Genomic DNA, 19,731 nt, shown 5'->3' with positions numbered 1-19,731 from the left:
TAACCCTACAAACAAGGGTGCTTAAATCTGACCGGCAGGTTTACAATCGGGGCTCCTGATCAGGAGTAACCCTGTGCTGACTCATCTCGATTCCCAAGGTCGCGCCAATATGGTCGACGTCACTGAAAAAACCGTGACGTTCCGTGAAGCCACGGCCGAAGCGCGTGTGCGCATGCTCCCCGAAACCCTGCAAATGATCGTCAGCGGCGGCCACCCCAAGGGTGATGTGTTTGCCGTGGCGCGCATTGCCGGCATTCAGGCGGCGAAGAAAACCTCGGATCTGATCCCCCTGTGCCACCCGTTGCTGCTGACCGGGGTCAAGGTCGAGCTGAACGCCGAAGGGCTCGATACGGTGCATATCACCGCTCGCTGCAAGCTGTCCGGGCAGACCGGCGTGGAAATGGAAGCCCTGACCGCCGCCAGCGTGGCAGCGCTGACCCTCTATGACATGTGCAAGGCGGTGGACCGCGGCATGGTCATCGAGAACGTGCGTTTGCTGGAAAAACTCGGTGGCAAGAGCGGGCACTATCAGGCGGACGACCAATGAAAGTGACAGTCAAATACTTTGCCCGATACCGCGAAGCCCTGGGCATGGATTCGGAGCGGGTCGAGGGTGAATTCGCCACGGTCGACGATGTTCGCGCACTGTTGGCACAGCGTGAAGGTGCCGAGGTGTTGAGCGAGCAGAACCTGATGTGCGCGCGCAATGAAGACCTGTGCCAGCTGGACGAACCGCTCAGCGATGGCGACGAAGTGGCGTTCTTTCCGACCGTCACCGGAGGCTGAGCCATGGCGATCCGTGTGCAATCGGCGGCGTTCGATCCGGGTGCTGAGGTCAATGCACTGCATGACGCCAATGTCGGCGTCGGAGCGGTGGTGAGTTTTGTCGGCTATGTGCGCGACTTCAACGATGGCCTCGATGTCGCCGGGATGTTCCTCGAACATTATCCGGGCATGACCGAAAAAGCCCTGGGCAAGATCGCCATTGAAGCCGAACAGCGCTGGCCGCTGCTCAAGCTCGAAGTGCTGCACCGCATCGGCGCCCTGGAGCCGGGCGAACCCATTGTGTTCGTCGGCGCCACCAGCGCCCACCGCCAGGCGGCATTCGACGCCTGCGCCTTTGTCATGGACTACCTGAAGACCCGCGCGCCGTTCTGGAAGAAAGAAACCACCAGCGAGGGGCCGCGCTGGGTGGAAGGGCGTGACAGTGATCATGCGGCGGCGGATCGCTGGAAGCGTTGAGTCCTTTAGTTTTTGTATTGCCTGTTCTGGCCCCATCGTCGGAACGCCGCCCGGAGCCGGCTCGCTCCTACAGTTTGATCCGCGCCCAATGTAGGAGCGGGCTTGCTCCGGGCGGCGTTCCGACGAAGGCGGCATTTGCCTCCCTGAAAATCTCAATTTCCAGCCACCCGACCATCGGCTGGCCCGGCCCGCATTTGCCCGATTGACGCCAAATACATAAAAGTCCAGTATGGAATTATAAGTACAAAAAAAGGCTTCACCGATTGACGCTTTCTTCTCTCTTGCCAAACCAACAACAACTCGCGAGAAAACCAACATGAAGAAATTCCCCCTCATCACCGGTCTGGCCCTGAGCCTGTTGGCGTGCAGCTCAGTGTTCGCCGCCGAGAAGACCCTGCGTATCGGCATCGAAGCCGCCTACCCACCGTTCGCCTCGAAAACCGACAAGGGCGAGATCGTCGGTTTCGACTACGACATCGGCAACGCCTTGTGCGCCGAGATGAAGGTCAAGTGTGTGTGGGTCGAGGGCGAGTTTGACGGTCTGATTCCTTCCCTCAAGGTGAAGAAAATCGACATGGCGCTGTCGTCCATGACCATCAACGACGATCGCAAGAAGTCGGTGGATTTCACCCACAAGTACTACTTCACTTCATCGCGTCTGGTAATGAAGGAAGGCGCAACGGTGGATGATCAGTACGCCAGCCTCAAGGGCAAGACCGTCGGCGTGCAGCGCGCCACCACCACCGACCGCTATGCCACCGAGGTGTTCGAACCCAAGGGCATCAACGTCAAGCGCTACAGCAACAACGAAGAGATCTACATGGACCTGGCCGCCGGGCGTCTCGACGCGATTTTTGCCGACACCATCCCGCTCAACGACTTCCTGTCGATGCCCCGTGGCAAGGGCTACGCCTTTGTCGGACCGGAGCTCAAGGACCCTAAATACGTGGGCGAGGGCGCCGGGATAGCCGTGCGCAAGGGCAATACCGAACTGGTCAGCCAGTTGAACAGCGCCATCGATGCGATTCGCGCGGATGGCGAATACCTGAAGATTTCCGAGAAGTATTTCAAGTCGGATATTTACGGCGATTGATCATCCGCTATCGCGAGCAGCGGAGCGCCGCCCGGGCAGCTCCTACAGTTTTTGTGGATACCCCGAATATTGTGACCGAACCATGATTCTGTAGGAGCCGGCTTGCCGGCGAAGGCGTCGGATCTGGCGATGCACGGCATAAGGCGGCTTTCGCTGGCAAGCCAGCTCCTACACAAGCCAGCTCCTACAGAGCCAGCCTGCTGGCGATGGGGCCTTAACAGCCCCCGCAAAACTTCAGCTCTTCAACTCCTTCAAATGCTTGTACACCGTCGCCCGCCCCATGTTCAGCACATTGGCCACATAGTTGGACGCGCTTTTACCCTTGAAGGCGCCTTCGGCATGCAGGGCCAGCACCAGCTCGCGCTTGTGTTCGCGGGTCAGCACGTTCAATCCCAGTTGCCGTTCCCGCAGCCAGTTGTGCAGGAAGGTGTTGATGCGCTCCTGCCAGTCATCGCGAAACAGCGCATCGGGCTGCGGAATCAGTTTGCTCGGTGAGAGGAACAGATCCAGTGCGGCCTTGGCGTTTTCGAACAGGGAAATGTTCAGGTTGATGCACAGCACGGCCAGCGGGTGGCCCTGGCTGTCGCGCAGCACGCTGCTGAGGCTGCGAATCTTCTGGCCATCCCAGTTGAGCTTTTCGTACGGGCCAATATTGCGCTCGCTGACCTCGCCGCTGAGCATGTCCTCCAGCGCTGCGTCGTCGCCGATCTCGCGCTTGGACAGGTTGTTGGCGATGTAGTCGATCTTCTGCGTACGCAGGTCGTGCAGCACCACCTCGGCATGGGGGAAAAACAGCGTGGCGATGGCGTCGGCGATCGCCCGGAAGTTATCCAGTGCAGGATCGGGTAGAGGTGAGGTCATGGGTGGTGCTCCAGGCAATCGGCGCCCCGTGGGCGAGGGGCGCAGGAAGTTTGCCGTAATCGAGGTCGGACGTCACCCCAGCGACAGTCAGCCGAGGCGCGAAGGCGAGAGCATTTCAGCGCTGAGGCCGAATTCGCACAGGTGCTGAGGAAGGGCCTCACCGCGAACCAGCGCGGCGCTGGCCTGGCCCATGGCGGGCGAGGTCTGGATGCCGTAGCCGCCTTGCGCCGCAACCCAGAACAGCCCAGGCACTTGTGGGTCGAAGCCACTGATCAAATCGCCATCGGCGACAAAACTGCGCAGGCCGGCCCAGGTGCGGGTCGGGCGGCGAATGGTCAGGGTGGTGGCTTCTTCGATCTGGTAGATGCCCATGGCGATGTCCAGCTCTTCGGGCTGTACATCATGGGGTTCGACCGGGTCGGCGTTGGCCGGCGAGCCTAGAAACATGCCGGCGTCGGGCTTCATGTAGAAGGACTCGTCGAGGCTGACCAGCATCGGCCAATTGTGGATGTCCACGCCTTCTGGCCCGGCAAAAATAAATGCGGCGCGGCGCTTGGGTTGCAGGCCCAGCGGACGGGCGCCTGCCAGCTCTCCGAGCTTGTCAGCCCAGGCGCCGGCGGCATTGATGATGATCGGCGCGCTGAAGGTCTGCGTGGCGGTTTGCACCTGCCAGTGGCCGGCGGCATCGCGTGTCAGGCCGAGCACTTCGCTGTCGGTATGCACTTCGCCCTGGTTGCGCCGGATACCCCGTAGGTAACCCTGGTGCAGCGCGTCAGTGTCGATGTCGGTCGCGGTCGGATCATAAAGCGCGCCGAAGACTTTTTCCCGACGCAGGATCGGCAGGCGCACGCAGGCCTCGTCGGCACTGAGCAGTTGCATCTGCGGCACGGTGGCTTTGGCGCTGAGGTATTGGTTGTTGAGCTCGGCCGGGTCATTGCTGAAGTCGACAGTCATCTCGCCGCGCGGGGTCAGCAACGGGTGCTCGCAGAAACCTGGCGGCGGCGCATCGAAGAATTCGCGGCTGGCCTGGGTCAGCGCGCGTACCTGGGGCGTGCCATAGGCGGCGGTGTACAAGGCCGCCGAGCGTCCGGTCGAGTGGTAGCCGGGATGGGACTCGCGCTCGAGCACGATCACCCGACCCTGCTTGGACAGCCAGAAACCGGTGGAGGCACCGGCGATACCGCCGCCGATGATGATGAAGTCAGCCTGGGGCATGAGCGGCTCCTGTCAGTGCGCCAACGGGTAAATGGCATTGGCCAGTGCAATGTCTTCCAGGCCCAAACCGATCGAGCGGAAGAACACATGACGCGCGTAGTCCGGACGCGGCACCTTGCCGCTGAGCAGGTCAGGCAAATCGCCGAGAATTGCCGTCGGGTTCCAGCCATGCTGCTCACCGGCGATCAGCATTTCGCCGGCCGAGCCTGGTGTGGTCAGACGGTAGTCGCAGAACACCTGCATGTCCTTGAGGCTGTGCGGCGGCACTTCGTGAGCGCGCGGGGCATTGGTGCTGATGGAGGTGATCAGTGCTGGTTTGCTCAAGCTGGCGGGGTCGATCACCGGGCCGGCGGAGGAGGTGCAGAGCATGATCACGTCGGCATCCGCGACCGCAGTCTCGCGGCTGCTGGCGATGTTTACGCGTGGCTCGATGGCTTTGAGCAGGGCGATGGTTTCAGCATCATCGAGCAGATTTGGCGAGTACAGGCTGATGCTCTGCCAGTCGCGCAGACCCTTGACGTAATGCAGGTGCGCCTGGGCGACCTTGCCGCTGCCAATGATCGCCAGTTTCGTCGCTTGCTCTGGTGCCAGGGCATCGACCGCTACTGCCGTCGTCGCCGCCGTGCGCGCGGTGGTCAGTTCGCCGGCATCGCACAGCAGCAGCGGCTGACCGGTCTGCATCGACATCAGCAAGGTCCAGGCGGTGACCAGCGGGCCCTGCTCGCGAACGATGTAGGGCGAGGTCTTGATCCCGTACACGCCGTCCCCGGCCAGCACTCCCAGGTAGTTGATGAAGTCGCCAGCACCCTGGGGGAACTCCACCAGTTGCTGGGCCGGCTGTACGGCCTGGCCTGCCGCCAGATCGCGGAACAGCTTGCGCAAGATCTGCGGCACGTCGACCCGGGCGAGCAGTTCGCGGGCCTGTTCTTGGGCGATCACTAAAGGGGTGCTGGACATGCAGGGACTCCATGAAGTCGCAACTAAACTAATTTGTCCATTGTGGACTTATTGTTCTGTTTGGCAATATCCGGGCGTAAAAAAAGCGCAGTCCGTGGTCGGCTGCGCTTCTTTTATCGTGACCCTATCTTACGGGCGTTTGCGCTCTACAGGCCGCAACAGATGGGTCGGCGGGGTTTCGCAACTGATCTTGCGCCCCAGCAGCTCTTCGATGGACGGTAGCTGGTACGAGTCGTCTTCACCGGCAAAGCTGATGGACACGCCGTCAGCGCCCGCGCGACCGGTACGACCGATGCGGTGTACGTAGTCGTCCGGCACTTCCGGCAGGGTGAAGTTGATTACGTGGCTGATGCCGTCGATGTGGATGCCGCGGCCGGCCACATCGGTGGCCACCAGTACGCGGATCTTGCCTTCGCGGAAGCCTTCGAGGGTCTTGATGCGCTTGTGCTGCGGCACGTCGCCAGACAACTGCGCCGCATTGATGCCGTCGCGCACCAGGCGTTCTTCGATGCGCCGCACTTCGTCCTTGCGGTTGGCGAACACGATGACTCGCTCCCAACCGTTGTCGTTGACCAGGTTGTAGAGCAGTTTGTATTTGTCGGCGCCGGCCACCGCGTAGATGTGCTGCTCGACGTTTTCGTTGGCAACGTTGGTGACTTCGATCTCGACGATAGCCGGATCGGTGGTCCACTGCTTGGCCAGGTTCATCACGTCTTCGGTGAAGGTGGCGGAGAACAGCAAGGTCTGGCGTTCGCTTTTCGGCGGGGTCTGGCGAATGATCTGACGCACTTGTGGGATGAAACCCATGTCGAGCATCCGGTCGGCTTCGTCCAGCACCATCACTTCGACCATGTCCAGGTGCACGTCGCCGCGTTGGTTGAAGTCCAGCAGGCGGCCGGGCGTGGCGACGAGGATGTCGCAATGACGGGCTTCAAGGTGCTTGAGCTGCTTGTCGAAATCCATGCCGCCGACGAAGGTCATGACGTTGAGGCCGGTGTACTTGGTCAGGTCGGCTGCGTCCTTGGCGATCTGCACCACCAGCTCGCGGGTCGGGGCAATGATCAGCGCCCGCGGCTCGCCCATGTAGCGTTCTTTCGGCGGCGGGGTTTGCAGCAGTTGGGTGATGATCGACACCAGGAACGCGGCGGTTTTGCCGGTACCGGTTTGAGCGCGACCGATGGCGTCCTTGCCGGCCAGGGTGTAGCCCAGGACCTGTGCCTGGATCGGCGTGCAGTACGGGAAACCGAGGTCCTGGATGGCGTGCATCAGTTCAGGGGCGAGCTTGAAGTCGTGGAAGCGGGTCTTGCCTTCCTGGGGTTCAACCACGAAGTCTTCGAGCTTCCAGGCCACTGCCGGTGGTTTTGGCGCACGTGGGCGACGCGGTTTCGGCGTCTCGCTGCGTGGCGCTGGGGCCTTGGGCGTTTCGATGGCAGGTGGGGTCACCGGCTCGCTTTTCGCTGCGCTACCCGTTGCGGTTCGACCAGGCTGATGACCGTCGGTGCGGTGGCTGGTAGCAGGAGTGGGGGCGCTGGAGCTGGGCGCGAGCTGCTCAGCCTCGCTTTTACCGAACATTTTCTTGAGTGCTCTGAGCACGGTCATCTCATCAATTGGTTAAGGAATGTACGCCGGCCAGTGTAATGCAAGAAACGGGCGCGGCGTAGTGCGTTGGTCACACGGCGACACAGATGTGCCGGTATCAGCGCAAACGGTCGGCGAGCCAGGTGCCAATGTCGCGAATTTCCTCGGGTAACACTTCGTGCCCCATTGGGTATTCCTGCCATGTCACGGTGACACCACGGTTCTTCAGGTGCTCGTAGGCGCTACGGCCCATGGAGTTCTGTACGACCTCGTCGTACTGGCCGTGCAGGCACAACGCCGGAATCCGCTGCTGGCTGGCCGACAGTTCGAGTGTGTCGCTGAAGGTCGGGGCATAAGTGGAGAGCGCCAGGACACCGCCGAGTGCGCCTTGCCATTTCACAAACGCGGTATGCAGGACCACCGCGCCGCCCTGGGAAAAGCCCGCGAGGAAAATCCGCGAAGCGTCTATTCCGCTGGCGCGCTGTTGTTCGATCAGTTCGATGACGCGATCGGCGGAAGCTTCCAGTTGTTCGCGGTCGATTGCCCGGGCCGGACTCATGGCCAGGATGTCGTACCAGCTTGGCATCTCGTAGCCACCATTGATGGTCACGGCCCGGGTCGGCGCCTGGGGCAGGACGAAGCGCGTGGTCGTGAGGGTTTCCTGCAGGGCTTCGGCCACCGGCAGGAAGTCGAAACGGTCGGCGCCCAGGCCATGCAGCCAGATGACGCAGGCGTCTTCGGTCTTGGCTGGGTGAAGAATCAAGGGCTCGCTCATGTTTGCTCCAGTCTTGTGCGTGCGCCCGCATTCGGTGCGGGGCTGAGGTGCACGTTCGGTCGATCAGTTAAGAAGATGTCGCACGGTTGCAAGTTTTGCTCTTGACCTCACGCTGAATCGCTTTAGCGAGCAGTGTGGTACGGGCCTTGCTATGGGGAATCCCGTGCAATCAATCCTGCGCCTGGCGGTAACACTATCAGGCTAACGTCGGCGACGGGAATGCAAAAATCCGGTGATGGACGTTCGCCACAGGCCGCTACGGACTGGGCAGACAAGAAAGGGCTACAGCCCGTTCGGCCGATTGGTGAGAAGTGAGTTTTCCATTATGTGGATTTTCTCCTACTAGACTCATAGCGAAAGTCTGACGCCGCTTGACCCTACAACAAGCCAACACGGGTCAACAGCGCCTCATAAGGGTGCGGCAGGACTCAAGCTCCGACACAACAAGAGCAAAACTGGAGGTTTGAATGAAGATGTTGAAATCCACCCTGGCAGTCGTGACTGCGGCCGCAGTACTCGGTGTCAGCGGGTTTGCCCAGGCGGGCGCAACCCTGGATGCAGTACAGAAGAAAGGTTTCGTGCAGTGCGGCGTCAGCGATGGCTTGCCAGGCTTCTCGGTTCCAGACTCCACCGGCAAGATTGTCGGTATCGATGCTGACGTCTGCCGTGCGGTAGCGGCGGCTGTATTCGGCGACGCGACCAAGGTCAAGTTCAGTCAGTTGAACGCCAAGGAGCGTTTCACCGCGCTGCAATCCGGCGAAATCGATCTGCTGTCGCGCAACACCACCATGACCAGCTCCCGTGACGCGGGCATGGGCCTGAAATTCCCGGGCTTCATTACCTACTACGACGGCATCGGCTTCCTGGTCAACAACAAGCTGGGCGTGAAAAGTGCCAAGGAACTGGATGGCGCGACCATCTGCATTCAGGCCGGTACCACCACCGAGCTGAACGTTTCCGACTACTTCCGCGGCAATGGCCTGAAGTACACCCCGATCACCTTCGATACCTCCGATGAAAGCGCCAAGTCGCTGGAATCCGGTCGTTGCGACGTGTTGACCTCCGACAAGTCGCAACTGTTCGCCCAGCGCAGCAAGCTGGCCGCGCCGAAAGACTACGTGGTCCTGCCGGAAACCATTTCCAAGGAACCACTGGGCCCGGTCGTACGTAATGGCGACGACGAGTGGCTGGCCATCGTGCGCTGGGTTGGCTACGCCATGCTCAACGCCGAAGAGGCAGGCATCACTTCGAAAAACGTCGAGGCTGAAGCCAAGAGCACCAAGAACCCGGACGTCGCCCGTTTGCTGGGTAGCGACGGCGAGTACGGCAAAGACCTGAAAGTGAAGAAAGACTGGGTCGTGCAGATCGTCAAGCAGGTCGGCAACTACGGTGAAGTGTTCGAGAAAAACCTCGGCAAGAGCACTCCACTGGAAATCGACCGCGGCCTGAACGCGCTGTGGAACAACGGCGGCATTCAGTACGCACCACCAGTGCGCTAATGGTTCTATCACCCGGCGGGCCAACCGCCGGGTGATGTTCTGTTCCATTCTTTGCGGGGCACTTCATGCAAAATTCTATCGGCGCACCAAAGCAGAGGTTCAGCCTCAGCGATCCAAAAGTGCGTGCGTGGCTGTTCCAGATCATCACCATTGTGGCGGTGGTCTCCATGGGCTGGTATCTGTTCGATAACACCCAGACCAACCTGCAGCACCGGGGCATCACCTCCGGCTTCGACTTTCTCGAGCGCAGTGCCGGTTTCGGCATCGCCCAGCACCTGATCGACTACACCGAATCGGACAGCTATGCCCGGGTGTTCGTCATCGGCTTGCTCAATACCCTGCTGGTGACTTTCATCGGCGTGATCCTGGCAACGATCCTCGGATTCATCGTCGGCGTCGCGCGCCTGTCGAAGAACTGGATCATCGCCAAGCTGGCGACTGTCTATGTGGAAGTCTTCCGCAATATTCCGCCGCTGCTGCAAATCCTGTTCTGGTACTTCGCGGTGTTCCTGACCATGCCGGGGCCGCGCAACAGCCACAACTTCGGCGACACCTTCTTTGTCAGCGCCCGTGGCCTGAACATGCCGGCGGCCAAGATCGCTGATGGATTCTGGCCGTTCGCCGTGAGCATCCTGGTGGCGATCGTCGCCGTGGTGCTGATGAGCCGCTGGGCTAACCGTCGCTTCGAAGCGACCGGTGTGCCTTTCCACAAGTTCTGGACCGGCCTGGCGTTGATGCTGGTGATTCCGGCGTTGTGCTCCCTGGTGTTCGGCGCGCCGGTGCACTGGGAAAAACCGGAGCTCAAGGGTTTCAACTTCGTCGGTGGCTGGGTACTGATCCCGGAACTGCTGGCCCTGACCCTGGCCTTGACCGTGTACACCGCGGCGTTCATCGCCGAAATCGTGCGTTCCGGGATCAAGTCGGTGAGCCACGGCCAGACCGAGGCCGCTCACTCGTTGGGACTGCGCAACGGTCCGACCCTGCGCAAGGTGATCATCCCGCAAGCCCTGCGCGTGATCATTCCGCCGCTGACCAGCCAATACCTGAACCTGGCGAAAAACTCCTCGCTGGCAGCCGGTATCGGTTATCCGGAGATGGTCTCGTTGTTTGCCGGCACGGTGCTGAACCAGACCGGGCAGGCGATCGAGGTGATTGCCATCACCATGAGCGTGTACCTGGCGATCAGTATCAGCATTTCCCTGCTGATGAACTGGTACAACAAGCGCATTGCGCTGATCGAGCGGTAAGGAAAAGCGCATGAGCACTCATACTTTCAAACCTGACATGCCACCGCCGAGCAGCAGCATCGGCATCGTGGCGTGGATGCGCGCGAACATGTTCTCCAGTTGGCTCAACACCCTGCTGACCTTGTTCGCGTTCTACCTGATCTACCTGGTCGTGCCGCCGATCCTGCAGTGGGCGATCCTTGACGCCAACTGGGTCGGCACCACTCGCGCCGACTGCACGAAGGAGGGCGCCTGCTGGGTGTTCATCCAGCAGCGCTTCGGCCAGTTCATGTACGGTTATTACCCGCCGGAACTGCGCTGGCGCGTCGACCTGACGGTGTGGCTGGCGGTGCTGGGCGTGGCGCCGCTGTTCATCTCGCGCTTCCCGCGTAAAGCCATCTACGGCCTGAGCTTCCTGGTGCTGTATCCAATCATTGCCTGGTGCCTGTTGCATGGCGGCGTGTTCGGCCTGGCGCAAGTAGCGACCAGCCAGTGGGGCGGCCTGATGCTGACCCTGGTGATTGCCACCGTCGGGATTGCCGGTGCCTTGCCGCTGGGGATCGTCCTGGCGTTGGGGCGGCGCTCGAACATGCCGGCGATTCGCGTGGTCTGCGTGACCTTCATCGAATTCTGGCGCGGCGTGCCGTTGATCACGGTGCTGTTCATGTCTTCGGTGATGCTGCCGCTGTTCCTGCCCGAAGGCATGAACTTCGACAAGCTGCTGCGGGCCCTGATCGGGGTGATCCTGTTCCAGTCGGCCTACGTCGCCGAAGTGGTGCGTGGCGGTCTGCAGGCGATTCCCAAGGGCCAATACGAAGCGGCCGCGGCGATGGGCCTCGGTTACTGGCGCAGCATGGGCCTGGTGATTCTGCCGCAAGCCCTGAAACTGGTGATCCCGGGCATCGTCAACACCTTCATCGCACTGTTCAAGGACACCAGCCTTGTGATCATCATCGGCCTGTTCGACCTGCTCAACAGCGTCAAGCAAGCCGCCGCCGACCCGAAATGGCTGGGCATGGCCACTGAAGGCTATGTGTTCGCGGCCCTGGTGTTCTGGATTTTCTGTTTTGGTATGTCGCGCTATTCCATGCATTTGGAACGCAAGCTCGACACTGGCCACAAGCGCTGAAGCGCCGTACCTAATTTAGGAAGTTCTCTTATGAGCGAAGCAATCAAGCAACCGTCCAGCCCTGAAGGCATCATCCAGATGCAGGGCGTGAACAAGTGGTACGGCCAGTTCCACGTGCTGAAAGACATCAACCTCAACGTCAGGCAGGGCGAGCGTATCGTCCTGTGTGGGCCGTCGGGTTCCGGCAAATCCACCACCATTCGCTGCCTAAACCGCCTGGAAGAGCACCAGCAGGGCCGCATCGTGGTCGATGGCGTGGAGCTGACCAACGACCTCAAGCAGATCGAAACGGTGCGTCGCGAAGTCGGCATGGTGTTCCAGCACTTCAACCTGTTTCCGCACCTGACCATCCTGCAGAACTGCACGCTGGCGCCGATGTGGGTGCGCAAGATGCCCAAGCGCAAGGCCGAGGAAATCGCCATGCATTACCTGGAGCGCGTACGCATTCCGGAGCAGGCGCACAAATACCCGGGGCAGTTGTCCGGTGGCCAGCAGCAGCGCGTGGCGATCGCCCGCGCGTTGTGCATGAAGCCGAAAATCATGCTGTTCGACGAACCGACTTCGGCGCTCGATCCAGAGATGGTGAAAGAGGTTCTGGACACCATGATCGGCCTCGCCGAAGACGGCATGACCATGCTCTGCGTGACTCACGAAATGGGCTTCGCCCGCACCGTGGCCAACCGTGTGATCTTCATGGACAAGGGTGAAATCGTCGAACAGGCGGCACCGAACGACTTCTTCGACAACCCGCAGAACGACCGCACCAAACTGTTCCTGAGCCAGATCCTGCATTGATCGAGGCTTGCAAAGAAGAAAACCCGGACTGAGTGCCGGGTTTTTTTATGCCGGCAGAAACCATGCTGCTGTGTTGCTCTCCTGGGACAAGCTGACTAACATGTCAGGAAATTCATCCCATGATTGGATGACAGGGCGAATTCCATGTCTGAAATATCTCCACTTATCAAACGCTCCCTGGTCGATCAGGCCCTGGAGCAACTGCGTCTGCGCATCAGCCAGGGCCAGTGGGTCGTGGGCCAGCGCCTGCCGACCGAGCCTGAGTTGTGCACCGAACTGGGCATCAGCCGCAACACGGTCCGTGAAGCCATGCGCGTGCTGGCGTTTTCCGGCTTGATCGAGATTCGCCAGGGCGACGGCAGCTATGTGCGTGCGGTGGTCGATCCGCTGGACACCCTCAAGGCCTTGTCCCGTTGTTCCCATGAGCAGGCCCGGGAAACCCGCCACATACTCGAGGTCGAAGCCATCGGCCTGGCGGCGCTGCGGCGTACCGACGATGACCTGCTGGCCCTGCGCCAGGCGTTGGAAGTCAGCGGCGGGCATTATCACGGCGACCTCGACAGTTACATTGCCTGCGACATGGCATTCCACCGGTTGCTGGTGGACGCCGCACACAACCCCACCCTCAGCGAGTTGTATCGCTATTTCTCCAGCGTCGTCGCGGCCCAGCTGCGCGAGACACTGAACGTTATCCCCAGGCGTCAGGAAGTGTTCGATCTGCATATCGACCTGCTCGATGCCGTCGAGCAGCGCGATCCGGAGCGGGCGAAAGCCATTTCCCGGCAGCTGATCAATGAACCCTGATACCGAGAGCCTTATGCCCAACCATCCTGAAACCCTTGCACCGAAGCGCTCGGCAGAGCTTGAAGAGTTGCTGATCGATGCCGAAGCCGACGACGAGCAGGTCCAGGCCAGTCCCCCGTCAGTGCGGCGCCCGTGGCTGCTGTTGCTGGGCCTGGTACTGGTGGCGCTGAACCTGCGTCCAGCGCTGTCGAGCATGGCGCCGCTGTTGAGTGAAGTGTCCCACGCACTTGGCCTATCGGCCGCCAAAGCCGGCTTGTTGACCACCTTGCCGGTGCTCTGCCTGGGGCTGTTTGCACCGCTGGCGCCGGTCCTTGCGCGGCGTTTTGGCGCCGAGCGCGTGGTGCTGGGGATTCTGCTGACGTTGGCCGGCGGGATCATCCTGCGCAGTTCGTTCGGTGAAGTCGGGCTGTTTGCCGGGAGCATCCTCGGCGGCGCCAGCATCGGCGTGATCGGCGTATTGCTGCCGGGTATCGTCAAGCGCGACTTCGCCAAACACGCCGGGACCATGACCGGGGTCTACACCATGGCCCTGTGCCTGGGCGCGGCCATGGCGGCAGGTGCCAGCGTGCCGTTGAGCGAGCATTTTGACCAGGGATGGACGGCGGGCCTGGGCTTCTGGATGATTCCAGCGCTGCTGGCGGCAGTGTTCTGGTTACCGCAAGTCGGGCCGAAGCACGGCGCGCACAATGTGGCGTACCGGGTTCGCGGCTTGCTGCGCGATCCATTGGCCTGGCAGGTAACCTTGTACATGGGCCTGCAATCTTCCCTGGCCTATATCGTGTTCGGCTGGTTGCCGTCGATCCTGATCGGTCGCGGCCTGACGCCGACCCAGGCCGGGCTGGTGTTGTCCGGTTCGGTGATCGTGCAACTCGCCAGCTCCCTGGCGGCGCCCTGGCTGGCCACGCGGGGCAAGGACCAGCGTCCGGCCATTGTGCTGGTGATGCTGATGACCCTGGGCGGCCTGTTCGGTTGCCTGTACGCGCCAATCGAAGGCTTGTGGGGCTGGGCAATCCTGTTGGGCCTGGGGCAGGGCGCGACTTTTGCGCTGGCCCTGACCCTGATCGTCCTGCGTTCGCGCGACTCCCACGTGGCGGCCAACCTGTCGAGCATGGCCCAGGGCTTCGGCTATACCCTGGCGTCGATGGGCCCGTTCGCGGTCGGCCTGGTGCATGACTGGACCGGTGGTTGGGGCGCCGTCGGCTGGATCTTCGCGGTGATTGGCCTGGGGGCGATCATCGCCGGGTTGGGAGCGGGACGGGCGCGCTACGTGCAAGTTGAGAGTGAACGGGTCTGAGGCGAGCGCACCCGCGGTATTTGTGTGGCGAATGCCGGTGGTGTTCCGCGCTGGCGCAGACTATCGTGCAGCGATCTTTCGATTGTCCGGAGTCTGCCCATGAGCGAAGCCAACCGCGCGTTGATCACCACGTTCTACCAGGCGTTCCAGCGCCTGGATGCCGAGGCCATGGCCGCCTGCTACAGCGACGATGTGCTGTTCAGCGACCCGGCCTTTGGCGAACTGCGTGGCCGTGATGCCGGCGACATGTGGCGCATGCTCACCACCCGGGCCAAGGATTTCTCCCTGACCTTCGACAGCGTCCAGGCCGACGAGCGCACCGGCAGTGCGCATTGGGTCGCCACCTACCTGTTCAGCCAGACCGGCAACACTGTGGTCAACGACATCCAGGCGCGATTCGTGTTTCGCGACGGCAAGATCTGCGAGCACCATGACGCCTTCAGCCTGTGGCGCTGGTCGCGTCAGGCGCTCGGTTTCAAGGGACTGTTGCTGGGTTGGACACCGCTGGTGGGCAACGCGGTGCGCGGGCAGGCATTGAAGGGGTTGAAGGCATTTCAGGCCGGTCGCTGATAAGATTGCGGCCTGTTTCCTACAAGTCCTAATCGTTACGTGACCACCCTCAGCGAAAGCACTGACGACATCGACACCTCGGTGAGCAAATCCTGGTTTGTCTACCTCGTGCGCGCCGCCAACGGTTCGCTCTATTGCGGGATCAGTGATGATCCCGAGCGTCGTTTCGCCAAGCACCAGAGCGGCAAGGGCGCCCGCTTCTTTCTCTCCAGCCCGGCGGTGGCGCTGGTCTACACCGAACGTTGTCGCGACAAGAGCGATGCGCTGCGCCAGGAACGGTTGATCAAGAAGCTCAGGAAGAGCGCCAAGGAGTGCCTGGTGGCCAGTGCGGCGACAGCCCTATCAATCTGACTGATCGGTTCCCATCAGGGCGCACGGGTAGGCCAGCACTCGATTGCGCGCTAAGCTGCGGGCTCCTCACTCAAGCGGCGGGACCAGCATGTCAGAGTTGATTCTTCACCATTACCCGGCTTCCCCATTCGCCGAAAAGACCCGCCTGATGCTGGGCTTCAAGGGGCTGTCCTGGCGTTCGGTGCACATCTCGCCGGTCATGCCCAAGCCCGATCTCACCGCATTGACCGGTGGCTACCGCAAGACCCCGGTGCTGCAGATCGGCGCCGATATCTACTGCGACACCGCACTGATTGCCCGGCGCCTGGAGCAGGAAAAGGCCCTGCCGGCGTTCTTCCCGGAAGGCCAGGAATTGGTCAGCGCGACTTTCGCCGCCTGGGCCGATTCGGTGCTGTTCCAGCACGCGGTGAGCCTGGTGTTCCAGCCCGAGTCGATCGCCGTGCGTTTTGCCAAGCTGCCACCGGAAGCGGTGAAAGCCTTCGTCGCCGATCGTGCCGGATTGTTCAGCGGTGGCAGCGCGACCCGGTTGTCGGCGGAGCAGGCGCGGCATCAATGGCCGACGTTCATGGCACGGCTGGAACAGCAGCTGCAGCGCGATGGCGATTACCTGTTCGGCGAGCCTTCGATTGCCGACCTGGCCATGGCCCATCCGCTGTGGTTCCTCAAGGCTACGCCGGTGATGGCGCCGTTGGTGGATGCCTATCCGACGGTTTTGGCCTGGCTGACGCGGGTGCTTGGATTTGGTCACGGCGCATCCAGCGCAATGACCGCAGAGGAGGCCTTGCAAGTGGCGCGAGACGCGACGCCTGCGGCCTTGCCGGATGAGGCGTTCATCGACCCGAACGGTTTTGTTGTCGGGCAGCAGGTGGTCATTGCTGCGACCGACTATGGCGTTGATCCGGTGGCGGGCGAGTTGTTGTTCGCGGGCAGCGAGGAGTTGATCGTCCGTCGCGAAGACGAGCGTGGCGGCGTGGTGCATGTGCACTTCCCGCGTTTGGGATTCCGTATCGAGGCCCGCTGACGCGGTGTTGTAGGAGCGAGCTTGCTCGCGAATGCGGCGGGTCAGTCACCGGCGATGGTGGATGTGCAGGCCTCATCGCCAGCAGGCTGGCTCCTACAGGGATTTGTGAGCGCCGCCACAGGTTCTGCGTCGTTCGCAAGATCTGTATCCATTGCCGTTACAAGGCCGCCATGATCGCATCCGGGTCAAAGTTGCGAATCAACGTGCCATTCACGTCCAGCACCGGGATGCCGCGACCGCCCAGTGCTTCATACGCCTTGCGCGCCTCGGCGTCCTTGTCGATATCGAACTCCTTGAAAGGAATGCCCTTGCTATCGAGAAAGCGCCGGGTCGCCTGGCAGTAACCGCACCAGTCGGTGGAGTAGAGCACGACCCGGGCGTTGGCCCGGACCTGCTCGGAGACCGCCTGGGAAGGATTGAACAGCCGCTCGATCTTGCCCCAGTTCTGATAGATCACCACCACCAGCAGGATCAGCAGGACTTTCTTCAGGGTGCGCGCGAGCATCAGTTGCGACGTTTGAGCTGGTCGGTCAGCGAGGTCGGCAGGCCCTTGATAATCAGGGTGCCGGCGTCCTCGTCATACTCGATCTTCGAACCCAGCAGGTGTGCTTCAAAGCTGATGGACAGACCTTCGGCGCGCCCGGTGAAGCGGCGGAACTGGTTGAGGGTACGCTTATCCGCTGGAATCTCCGGCGACAGCCCGTAGTCCTTGTTGCGGATATGGTCGTAGAAGGCTTTCGGCCGTTCTTCGTCGATCAGCTCGGAGAGCTCTTCCAGACCCATGGGTTCGCCGAGCTTGGCCTGGCTGCTGGCGTAATCCACCAGGGTCTTGGTTTTCTCGCGGGCATCGTCTTCGGGCAGGTCTTCGCTTTCGACGAAGTCACTGAAGGCCTTGAGCAGGGTGCGGGTTTCGCCCGGGCCGTCGACCCCTTCCTGGCAACCGATGAAGTCGCGGAAATACTCGGAAACCTTTTTTCCGTTCTTGCCCTTGATGAACGAAATGTACTGCTTGGACTGCTTGTTGTTCTGCCATTCGGAGATATTGATCCGCGCCGCCAGGTGCAGTTGACCCAGGTCCAGGTGGCGGGAAGGGGTCACGTCGAGCTGTTCGGTCACCGCCACGCCTTCGCTGTGGTGCAGCAGGGCGATCGCCAGGTAGTCGGTCATGCCTTGTTGATAATGGGCGAACAGCACGTGGCCGCCGGTCGACAGGTTGGACTCTTCCATCAGCTTTTGCAGGTGCTCGACGGCAACCCGGCTGAAGGCGGTGAAGTCCTTGCCACCGTCCAGGTATTCCTTCAGCCAGCCGCTGAAAGGGTGTGCGCCGGACTCGCCATGGAACAAACCCCAGGCCTTGCCTTGCTTGGCGTTGTAGCTCTCGTTGAGGTCGGCGAGCATGTTCTCGATGGCGGCGGATTCGCTCAGCTCCGAGTCACGGGCGTGAAGAACTGCGGGCGTGCCGTCGGGTTTTTTGTCGATCAGGTGGACGATGCAATGACGGATCGGCATGGGCTTCTCGGCTGGATGAATGGAGGAGGGCGGGCTCCCCCGAAAAAGTGCCCAGTGTACCGCACCTGCTGGTTTTGGCGGCGGTTGAAGGTGGCGCTGTGTGACTCCCGTCGGGCTTATGCGTTTTTTTACCGATTTAGAGCAATAAAGCTGACCAAATGGGTAGGTAGAGGCGGATATTTCCCCGTCTCTGTGCTAGTTTTGCCCGGTCTTGCGCGAAGTCACCGCGGCAAGCCTGCATTCAGCATTTGTCAGGTCGAACCAAACCCTGATTTCGGTATCTATAACCCCGATGCGTCGGTGTTGTAGCCGAGGGTGCCAGATCCAGAAGATCGGGCTCGATAGCTGACACTGCACTCTGCAATCCATATGAATTTGATAGGGAAGGAACACCACATGGCTCTTACTAAAGACCAACTGATCGCCGATATCGCTGAAGCTATCGACGCGCCAAAAACCACCGCGCGTAACGCTCTGGACCAACTGGGCCAAATCGTTGCTGATCAACTGGAAAACGGCGGTGAAATCACCCTGCCAGGTATCGGCAAGCTGAAAGTGACCGAGCGTCCTGCCCGTACCGGCCGCAACCCTTCGACTGGCGCTGCCATCGAAATCGCTGCCAAGAAAGTTATCAAGCTGGTTGTGGCCAAAGGCCTGACCGACGCTGTTAACAAGTAAGACGCATAAAAGAAAGCCGTGCTCCGGAGCGATCCGGGCACGGCTTTTTTGTTGCCTGCGATTCAGTCCTTGCGCACCCAGCGCTGACGCCAGATCTTTTGCTCGTTCGGCGTTTGGAAAGTCCAGGCGACGAAGCGGCTCTGTTTCTGCCCCTGGGACATTTCCACTACCCGGCTTTCCAGGGCTCCGGCTTTTTTCAGGGCAGTTTCGATGGCAGGCAGGTTCGATGCTTTCGACACCAGCGTGCTGAACCACAGGACCTTGTGTGCAAAATGTGCGCTTTCAGCGATCAGTTGCGTCACGAAGCGCACCTCACCCCCTTCGCACCACAACTCCGCAGCCTGACCGCCGAAGTTCAATACCGGCAGCTTGCGTTTCGGATCGGCCTTGCCCAGCGCACGCCATTTGCGGGTACTGCCGCGCGTGGCCTCATCGAGAGAGGCGTGGAAAGGCGGGTTGCACATGGTCAGGTCAAAACGTTCGCCAGGCTCGAGCAAGCCCAGCAGGATGTGCTTGGGATTGCTCTGCTGGCGCAACTGGATGGCCTTGTTCAGCCCGTTGGACTGGACGATGGCTTTGGCGGAGGCCACGGCCGTGGCGTCGATCTCCGAGCCGAGGAAGTGCCAGCGATAATCGCTGTGACCGATCAGCGGGTAGACGCAGTTGGCGCCCATGCCGATATCCAGCACCTGCACCGCCGCGCCCCGTGGAATGACACCTTCGTTGCCGCTGGCCAGCAGGTCGGCGAGGAAGTGCACATAGTCGGCGCGTCCCGGCACCGGTGGGCACAGGTAGTCTGCCGGAATGTCCCAATGGGCAATGCCATAGAAGGATTTGAGCAGCGCCCGATTGAACACCCGCACCGCGTCGGGGCTGGCGAAATCGATGCTTTCCTTGCCATACGGATTGATGATCACGAACTTCGCCAGTTCCGGGGTGCTTTTGATCAGCGCCGGGAAGTCGTAACGGCCCTGATGGCGATTGCGCGGGTGCAGGCTGGCCTTTTCACGGGGCGCCACGGCTTTGGCCGGGGTCGCGGTGGCAGGCTTTTTACGCGCAGGTTTGGGGGTGCGAGGGACGTTCATGGCTGGAATCGATTCGGGTATGGCTGAAAGTGGCGGGCATTGTCCCACA

Annotated in this window: 22 protein-coding genes; 14 read left to right on the top strand and 8 right to left on the bottom strand. The window is 61.2% G+C overall.

Annotation, left to right across the window (positions count from 1 at the left end; all coding sequences use genetic code 11):
• Window positions 1–73: 73 nt before the first annotated feature.
• The 4 genes from moaC to ACZYR5_RS17080 all read left to right on the top strand — a co-directional run bounded on the left by moaC (window position 74) and on the right by ACZYR5_RS17080 (window position 2,335).
• On the top strand, window positions 74–547 hold the full coding sequence (gene moaC / locus ACZYR5_RS17095) for a cyclic pyranopterin monophosphate synthase MoaC (RefSeq protein ID WP_489090270.1): 474 nt from the start codon (window positions 74–76) through the stop codon (window positions 545–547).
• Window positions 544–786 (top strand): molybdopterin converting factor subunit 1, encoded by a 243-nt coding sequence (gene moaD / locus ACZYR5_RS17090; protein ID WP_489090269.1) that lies wholly within the window; start codon window positions 544–546, stop codon window positions 784–786. Before moaC ends, moaD begins: the two co-directional genes overlap by 4 nt.
• 3 nt (window positions 787–789) lie before the next feature.
• On the top strand, window positions 790–1,242 hold the full coding sequence (moaE, locus tag ACZYR5_RS17085) for a molybdopterin synthase catalytic subunit MoaE (RefSeq protein ID WP_489090268.1): 453 nt from the start codon (window positions 790–792) through the stop codon (window positions 1,240–1,242).
• A 316-nt stretch (window positions 1,243–1,558) separates the two neighbouring features.
• Window positions 1,559–2,335, top strand: coding sequence for an ABC transporter substrate-binding protein (locus tag ACZYR5_RS17080; RefSeq protein WP_489090267.1), 777 nt, complete (start codon window positions 1,559–1,561; stop codon window positions 2,333–2,335).
• 234 nt (window positions 2,336–2,569) lie between these two features.
• Here ACZYR5_RS17080 and ACZYR5_RS17075 read toward each other — a convergent pair whose 3' ends face one another.
• The 5 genes from ACZYR5_RS17075 to ACZYR5_RS17055 all read right to left on the bottom strand — a co-directional run bounded on the left by ACZYR5_RS17075 (window position 2,570) and on the right by ACZYR5_RS17055 (window position 7,721).
• Window positions 2,570–3,196: a helix-turn-helix transcriptional regulator gene (locus ACZYR5_RS17075; RefSeq protein WP_489090266.1), complete on the bottom strand. Its 627-nt coding sequence runs from the start codon at window positions 3,194–3,196 to the stop codon at window positions 2,570–2,572.
• A gap of 87 nt (window positions 3,197–3,283) precedes the next feature.
• Window positions 3,284–4,411, bottom strand: coding sequence for an NAD(P)/FAD-dependent oxidoreductase (locus ACZYR5_RS17070; RefSeq protein WP_489090265.1), 1,128 nt, complete (start codon window positions 4,409–4,411; stop codon window positions 3,284–3,286).
• Window positions 4,412–4,423: 12 nt separating this feature from the next.
• Complete coding sequence (locus ACZYR5_RS17065; RefSeq protein ID WP_489090264.1) at window positions 4,424–5,368, bottom strand: ornithine cyclodeaminase family protein; 945 nt, start codon at window positions 5,366–5,368, stop codon at window positions 4,424–4,426.
• A gap of 129 nt (window positions 5,369–5,497) precedes the next feature.
• Complete coding sequence (gene rhlB / locus ACZYR5_RS17060) at window positions 5,498–6,967, bottom strand: ATP-dependent RNA helicase RhlB (RefSeq protein ID WP_489090263.1); 1,470 nt, start codon at window positions 6,965–6,967, stop codon at window positions 5,498–5,500.
• A 97-nt stretch (window positions 6,968–7,064) separates the two neighbouring features.
• Entirely contained in the window at window positions 7,065–7,721 is a 657-nt protein-coding gene (locus tag ACZYR5_RS17055; protein WP_489090262.1) for an alpha/beta hydrolase, read from the bottom strand.
• 467 nt (window positions 7,722–8,188) lie between these two features.
• On the opposite strand from ACZYR5_RS17055, the gene ACZYR5_RS17050 reads away from it, so the two are divergent.
• The 9 genes from ACZYR5_RS17050 (at window position 8,189) to ACZYR5_RS17010 (ending at window position 16,410) form a co-directional block, all read left to right on the top strand.
• Window positions 8,189–9,220 (top strand): amino acid ABC transporter substrate-binding protein, encoded by a 1,032-nt coding sequence (locus ACZYR5_RS17050; RefSeq protein WP_027618635.1) that lies wholly within the window; start codon window positions 8,189–8,191, stop codon window positions 9,218–9,220.
• Window positions 9,221–9,285: 65 nt separating this feature from the next.
• On the top strand, window positions 9,286–10,467 hold the full coding sequence (locus ACZYR5_RS17045) for an amino acid ABC transporter permease (protein ID WP_489090261.1): 1,182 nt from the start codon (window positions 9,286–9,288) through the stop codon (window positions 10,465–10,467).
• A gap of 10 nt (window positions 10,468–10,477) precedes the next feature.
• On the top strand, window positions 10,478–11,575 hold the full coding sequence (locus tag ACZYR5_RS17040; RefSeq protein WP_489090260.1) for an amino acid ABC transporter permease: 1,098 nt from the start codon (window positions 10,478–10,480) through the stop codon (window positions 11,573–11,575).
• 30 nt (window positions 11,576–11,605) lie between these two features.
• A complete protein-coding gene (locus ACZYR5_RS17035) occupies window positions 11,606–12,370 on the top strand; it encodes an amino acid ABC transporter ATP-binding protein (protein ID WP_489090259.1) in 765 nt (254 codons plus the stop codon).
• A 144-nt stretch (window positions 12,371–12,514) separates the two neighbouring features.
• Complete coding sequence (locus tag ACZYR5_RS17030; protein ID WP_489090258.1) at window positions 12,515–13,174, top strand: FadR/GntR family transcriptional regulator; 660 nt, start codon at window positions 12,515–12,517, stop codon at window positions 13,172–13,174.
• Entirely contained in the window at window positions 13,164–14,468 is a 1,305-nt protein-coding gene (locus tag ACZYR5_RS17025; RefSeq protein WP_489090257.1) for a CynX/NimT family MFS transporter, read from the top strand. Before ACZYR5_RS17030 ends, ACZYR5_RS17025 begins: the two co-directional genes overlap by 11 nt.
• 99 nt (window positions 14,469–14,567) lie before the next feature.
• Entirely contained in the window at window positions 14,568–15,038 is a 471-nt protein-coding gene (locus tag ACZYR5_RS17020) for a nuclear transport factor 2 family protein (RefSeq protein WP_489090256.1), read from the top strand.
• A gap of 39 nt (window positions 15,039–15,077) precedes the next feature.
• Window positions 15,078–15,389 carry a GIY-YIG nuclease family protein gene (locus ACZYR5_RS17015; protein WP_489090255.1) on the top strand — a complete coding sequence of 104 codons (312 nt, stop codon included), beginning with the start codon at window positions 15,078–15,080 and terminating at the stop codon, window positions 15,387–15,389.
• 88 nt (window positions 15,390–15,477) lie between these two features.
• Window positions 15,478–16,410 (top strand): glutathione S-transferase family protein, encoded by a 933-nt coding sequence (locus ACZYR5_RS17010; protein WP_489090254.1) that lies wholly within the window; start codon window positions 15,478–15,480, stop codon window positions 16,408–16,410.
• A 157-nt stretch (window positions 16,411–16,567) separates the two neighbouring features.
• Here ACZYR5_RS17010 and ACZYR5_RS17005 read toward each other — a convergent pair whose 3' ends face one another.
• Both ACZYR5_RS17005 and yejK read right to left on the bottom strand, forming a co-directional pair.
• Window positions 16,568–16,915: a glutaredoxin family protein gene (locus tag ACZYR5_RS17005; protein ID WP_489090253.1), complete on the bottom strand. Its 348-nt coding sequence runs from the start codon at window positions 16,913–16,915 to the stop codon at window positions 16,568–16,570.
• Window positions 16,915–17,919 (bottom strand): nucleoid-associated protein YejK, encoded by a 1,005-nt coding sequence (gene yejK, locus ACZYR5_RS17000; protein WP_489090252.1) that lies wholly within the window; start codon window positions 17,917–17,919, stop codon window positions 16,915–16,917. Before yejK ends, ACZYR5_RS17005 begins: the two co-directional genes overlap by 1 nt.
• Window positions 17,920–18,315: 396 nt before the next feature.
• Between yejK and ACZYR5_RS16995 the strand changes: the two genes are divergently transcribed.
• On the top strand, window positions 18,316–18,597 hold the full coding sequence (locus ACZYR5_RS16995; protein WP_007905514.1) for an HU family DNA-binding protein: 282 nt from the start codon (window positions 18,316–18,318) through the stop codon (window positions 18,595–18,597).
• A 62-nt stretch (window positions 18,598–18,659) separates the two neighbouring features.
• Here ACZYR5_RS16995 and rlmF read toward each other — a convergent pair whose 3' ends face one another.
• Window positions 18,660–19,682, bottom strand: coding sequence for a 23S rRNA (adenine(1618)-N(6))-methyltransferase RlmF (gene rlmF / locus ACZYR5_RS16990; protein ID WP_489090251.1), 1,023 nt, complete (start codon window positions 19,680–19,682; stop codon window positions 18,660–18,662).
• Window positions 19,683–19,731: the final 49 nt, after the last annotated feature.

It is taken from the genome of Pseudomonas sp. F007, assembly GCF_057814275.1.
Note: the sequence above shows the minus strand (reverse complement) of the source record. Positions and strands in the feature narration are given on the sequence as shown.